The organism is Protofrankia sp. Cj3 (assembly GCF_917627355.1).
In the GTDB taxonomy this organism is placed as follows: domain Bacteria; phylum Actinomycetota; class Actinomycetes; order Frankiales; family Frankiaceae; genus Protofrankia.
This window is the reverse complement of sequence record NZ_CAKJTR010000168.1, coordinates 10835-11317: the sequence shown is the minus strand read 5'-3', so window position 1 is coordinate 11317 and position 483 is coordinate 10835. Positions and strand designations below refer to the sequence as shown.

Annotated in this window: 1 protein-coding gene; it reads right to left on the bottom strand. The window is 57.8% G+C overall.

Going from position 1 to position 483, the window contains the following annotated elements; translation table 11 throughout:
- Nucleotides 1-39: 39 nt before the first annotated feature.
- On the bottom strand, nt 40-483 hold a 444-nt coding region (locus MJ783_RS18650; protein WP_239312049.1), incomplete at its 5' end, for an ISAs1 family transposase.

Here is a 483-nt window from a genome sequence, read left to right as displayed (position 1 = left end):
GGGCTGCGCGAAGGTCGCACAGCGTAGCGAACAGTTGCTCTATGTATTCAGAAACCTGAGTGCTCTGTTACGGTCTCCGGCGATGTACTCGAGGGTTTTTTTGATTTTTTTAATGCCGTGGAGACGAAGGAGACTGAGGGCGAGGTTCCGCAGAATGGCGAGGTTTCGCGGGCCGTTTCCGAGGCGGGCGTGACAGGCGTCTTCCTGCCATGCGGTGTCGCGGACATAATGCACACGGTTTTCGATTCCCCAGTGCCGACGAACATGGGTGTGGATGGCGGCGGGGGTGGCACGACTTCCCCGCAGGCTGGTAATGATGAAGGCGTATTCTTTCGTGAGTCGGTTTCCTTCAAGGTCGAATTCCTCTCGGCGGATTATGGCTATCGTCCGTGCGAACGGGAAGCGGATGTCCTCGGCGGTCGTGGTCCAGATGGCCCACCGCTTGATGCGTCCGTGTGAGCGTTCTTCTTTCTCGTGATGAGG